Origin of the sequence: Hyphomicrobium sp., from assembly GCF_036833075.1 — a bacterium.
Lineage (GTDB): Bacteria > Pseudomonadota > Alphaproteobacteria > Rhizobiales > Hyphomicrobiaceae > Hyphomicrobium_C.
This window is the reverse complement of sequence record NZ_DAITQL010000121.1, coordinates 5653-9759: the sequence shown is the minus strand read 5'-3', so window position 1 is coordinate 9759 and position 4107 is coordinate 5653. Positions and strand designations below refer to the sequence as shown.

Genomic DNA, 4107 nt, shown 5'->3' with positions numbered 1-4107 from the left:
CAGGTGCGCAAGCGTCCGGCGCGCATGGGCCGCAACCCGGCCACGGGCGAGGCGATCAAGATCAAGGCCAGCAAGAAGGTTGCCTTCCGCGCGGCCAAGGATCTCAAGGAGCAGATCTGAGCTGTTCGCGACGATGCTTTGCTTCGGGCGCGAGTCCGGAGCGGGCATGGTCTGCTGGGCCCGGTGCGATACTGAAGTGCGATGCAATAAAAAGGCGAGCAGGCCGAGAACCGGCCGCTCGCCTTGTCTTTTGGGGCGCGCGCCAGCGGATCAGATCGTCTGGCCGGTCTTCTTCCAGTCGGCGACGAACTGGGCGAGGCCCGCTTCCGTCAGCGGGTGCTTGACCAGCGCCTTCAGGATGGCGGGCGGAATGGTCGCCACGTCGGCGCCGATCAGGGCGGCTTCCCTGACGTGATTGACGGTGCGGATCGAGGCGGCAAGGATGTCCGTCTCGAGGTCCTGGTAATTGTCGTAGATGGCGCGGATCTCGCGGATGAGGTCCATGCCGTTCAAGCCGATGTCGTCGAGGCGGCCGATGAACGGGGAGACGAAGGTGGCGCCGGCCTTGGCCGCGAGCAGCGCCTGGTTGGCCGAGAAGCAGAGCGTGACGTTGACCATGGTGCCGTCCGAGGTCAGCGCCTTGCACGCCTTGAGGCCGTCGAGCGTCAGCGGCACCTTGATCGCCACGTTGCGCGCGATCTTCCGCAGCACATGGGCTTCGCGCATCATGCCGTCGTAGTCGGTCGCGGCCACCTCGGCGGAGACGGGGCCGGTTACGAGGGCGCAGATCTCGGCTACCGTCTCCTTGAAGTCGCGGCCGGATTTTGCGATCAGCGACGGGTTGGTGGTCACGCCATCGAGCAGGCCGGTGGCAGCCAGCTCCTTGATTTCGCTCACGTCGGCAGTGTCGACAAAAAACTTCATTCCCGGTCCCTTGCTGGCGCCGGCCGTCAGCTCGCCCTATCTCTCGGCCTAATCTCGTCTCACAGACGATTGGTAGCTTCTAATCCGGTAACGGCCCACTTGGATAGCCTTCTTGGCCTTAACGATCAGGGTGAAAGCGCCGCGCGAGCCCTCGCGCCGGTGCTGATGCCGGGTGCGCCGTTGAGCCAGACCTACGACTACCTGGTGCCGCCGGGGCTCAAGGTCGAGCCGGGGGCGTTCGTCCTGGTGCCGTTCGGGGCGCAGACGCGGATCGGCGTGGTCTGGGACGCGCCGCTCGGCGGCTCGGACAAGCCCGTGGACCCGAAAAAGATGAAGGCGCTCGCGGAGCGCCTCGATGTTCCGCCCCTTCCGACCTCCTCGCTCCGGTTCGCCGAGTGGATCGCGGGCTATACGCTTTCGCCGCTCGGCATGGTCGTGCGCATGATGATGAGCGCGCAGGCGGCGTTCGAGCCTGCAAAGCCGCGGTTCGGCGTGCGCCTTGTGCCGGACGCGCCGGAACCGGCGCGCATGACGCCGGCGCGCCGTCGCGCGCTCGAGCTTGCGCGCGACGGGCAGATCCGGGCCAAGGCGGCGCTCGCGGCGGAGGCCGCCTGTAGCACGGGCGTCGTCGACGGGCTCGTGGCGTCGGGCAATCTGGTCGATGTCGTCATCCCGGAGCGGCGCTTTCCGGAACCAAACCCCGATCATCGCGCGACCGACTTCACTCCTGCGCAGGAAGAGGCCGTGCACGCGCTCATCTCCGCCGTGCACTGCACAGGGTTCTCCGTCTCGCTGCTCGACGGCGTCACCGGCTCGGGCAAGACGGAAGTCTACTACGAAGCCGTGGCGGAGACGCTGCGCCGCGGCCGCCAGGCGCTGGTCATGCTGCCCGAGATCGCGCTCACGGGGCAGTTCATGAGCCGCTTCACGGCGCGCTTTGGGTGCTTGCCTGCGGAGTGGCATTCGGCGCTCTCGCCGGCCGAACGCGGGCGGGTCTGGCGCGCGGTCGCGACGGGGGAAGCGCGGTGCGTGGTCGGCGCCCGCAGTGCGCTCTTCCTGCCCTACAGCGATCTCGGGCTGGTGGTCGTCGACGAGGAGCACGACGCGGGCTTCAAGCAGGACGACCGCGTGCATTATCAGGCGCGCGACATGAGCGTCGTGCGGGGCAGCCTCGGCGGTTTTCCGGTGGTGCTGGCGTCGGCGACGCCCTCGATCGAGAGCCACGTGAACGCGCGCACGGGGCGCTACCGGCACATCGTCCTGCCCGGACGCTTCACGGGGGCGGAGCTGCCGGAGGTCTCGCCCATCGACATGCGCGTCAACCCGCCCGAGAAGGGGCAGTGGCTGTCGCCGGTGCTGGTCGAAGCGGTCGCGGGCACGCTGCGGGACCGGCAGCAGTCGCTCCTGTTCCTCAACCGCCGGGGTTATGCGCCGCTGACGCTCTGCCGGAGTTGCGGGCACCGGTTCGAATGCCCGCAATGCACCGCCTGGCTCGTCGAGCACCGGTTCCGCCGGCGGCTCAACTGCCATCACTGTGGCTTCTCGCTGCCGATCCCCGAGGCGTGCCCGAAGTGCGGGGAGAAGGGCGGCCTCGTGGCCTGCGGGCCTGGTGTCGAGCGCGTCGCGGAGGAGGTGCACGCGCGTTTCCCGGACGCGCGCGTGGCGCTTCTGTCGTCCGACCTCATTCCCGGGCTCGAGGAGATGCGCCGAATCATCGGCTCGATCGAGAGCGGGGACGTGGACATCATCATCGGCACGCAGATCGTGGCCAAGGGCCACAACTTCCCGCTGCTGGCGACGGTCGGCATCGTGGACGGCGACCTCGGGCTTTCGATGGGTGCCGATCCGCGCGCGGGCGAGCGCACGTTCCAGCTCCTGCACCAGGTGACGGGGCGCGCGGGGCGCGCGCTCACCAAGGGGCGCGGCTACATCCAGACGCACATGCCGGAGCATCCGGTCATGCAGGCGATCATCTCGGGTGACCGGGAGAGCTTTCTCGAGCGCGAGATCGACATGCGCCGGCGCGGCCTCCTGCCGCCGTTCGGGCGGCTCGCGGCGCTCGTCATCTCGGCGCGCGACAAGGATCTTGCGGAGACGTTCGCGCGCGAGGTCGCGAGGCGGGCGCCGCGCGCGGATCAGATCGAGGTGCTGGGGCCGGCCGAAGCGCCGATCGCCGTCGTGCGCGGCCGCCACCGCTTCCGGCTGCTCGTCAAGGCGCCCCGGGACAAGACCCTCCAGGGCTATCTCAGGGCGTGGGGCGAGGCGTTGCCCAAAATCGGTGGCGATCTGCGGCTTACCGTCGACATCGACCCCTACAACTTTCTCTGAATGGGATCACGATCCCAATGCTGAGGCAGCGTGGCAGGCCCGCACGGTCCCGACACGCTGCCAGCTCACTTCGGTTGCTCAAGGCACGCGCTGCTTTGGAGGCCAATCCGCGTGCCGGCCTTACGATGCTCAGGTCCTTGCGAGACCGATGAGTGACGCTTCGGAGGGGATACAGGTCCGAGGCGACTCACGGTCTAGCGATGAGCTCCCGAAGCGAGGATCGAGCCTACGGCCAGAACGCCGAGGCCGATGGCGATGCCCTTGGCGACGTCGCTGCCGTGGTTGTGGCGATGCTTCCTGTAGCCGTAGCGATGGCGCGGCCCGTGGTCATGGCGCGGGCGGTCATAGGAGCGCGAATAGCTAGGGCCGCCGTGGCCGTGCCAGCCATCCCTGGCGCTGGCCGCGGTGGCCGCCAGAGGGGTCAGGTTCGCAGCGAGCAGGCTTCCGATCACGGCAGCGGAGGTGGTGAGCTTCTTCAACGACATGTCTCTCCCCTTCATCCAGATCCAACGCCGAGGCTGTCCCGGTACGTTGGAGCTCATGATGGCGGGGGCGGGCTGAACTCACCTTGAACGAGGCTTGCAGCTGCCGTTCATATTGATTGAGAGCCCATGAACGTCGCGCCGGTCAGCCTTTTCAAGCTGCCGGCGCGATGTCGTCATTCTGCTGACTATATGGCGGTTCCGCTATCTGAGATACGGGCACAGCTTGCGCCGGCCGTCGTTGGCCAGGAAGGTGCCGGACGCCCGGTCGAACGAGCGATAGCGCGCGGCGCAGCGCTCCACGGCGTCGCCGTCGTAGACCGCGCCGTCATCATAGTCGTCGTCATAGTAGTCGTAATCATAGAAGGCGGGG

The 4107-nt window shown here is 67.9% G+C and carries 5 protein-coding genes; 2 read left to right on the top strand and 3 right to left on the bottom strand.

The features are described from left to right. Positions 1-120: HU family DNA-binding protein (locus tag V7082_RS20450; protein WP_334151443.1), on the top strand; the 120-nt coding region annotated here is incomplete at its 5' end. Between the two features lie 150 nt (positions 121-270). On the opposite strand, the gene fsa is transcribed toward V7082_RS20450, so the two are convergent. Continuing rightward, entirely contained in the window at positions 271-924 is a 654-nt protein-coding gene (fsa, locus tag V7082_RS20445; RefSeq protein ID WP_334151439.1) for a fructose-6-phosphate aldolase, read from the bottom strand. A gap of 99 nt (positions 925-1023) precedes the next feature. Between fsa and V7082_RS20440 the strand changes: the two genes are divergently transcribed. Beyond that, entirely contained in the window at positions 1024-3252 is a 2229-nt protein-coding gene (locus V7082_RS20440; protein WP_334151438.1) for a primosomal protein N', read from the top strand. 194 nt (positions 3253-3446) lie between these two features. Here V7082_RS20440 and V7082_RS20435 read toward each other — a convergent pair whose 3' ends face one another. Next, positions 3447-3737, bottom strand: a complete 291-nt coding sequence (locus V7082_RS20435; RefSeq protein ID WP_334151436.1) for a hypothetical protein — start codon at positions 3735-3737, stop codon at positions 3447-3449. A gap of 201 nt (positions 3738-3938) precedes the next feature. Further along, positions 3939-4037 (bottom strand): BA14K family protein, encoded by a 99-nt coding sequence (locus V7082_RS20430; protein ID WP_334151441.1) that lies wholly within the window; start codon positions 4035-4037, stop codon positions 3939-3941. Positions 4038-4107: the final 70 nt, after the last annotated feature.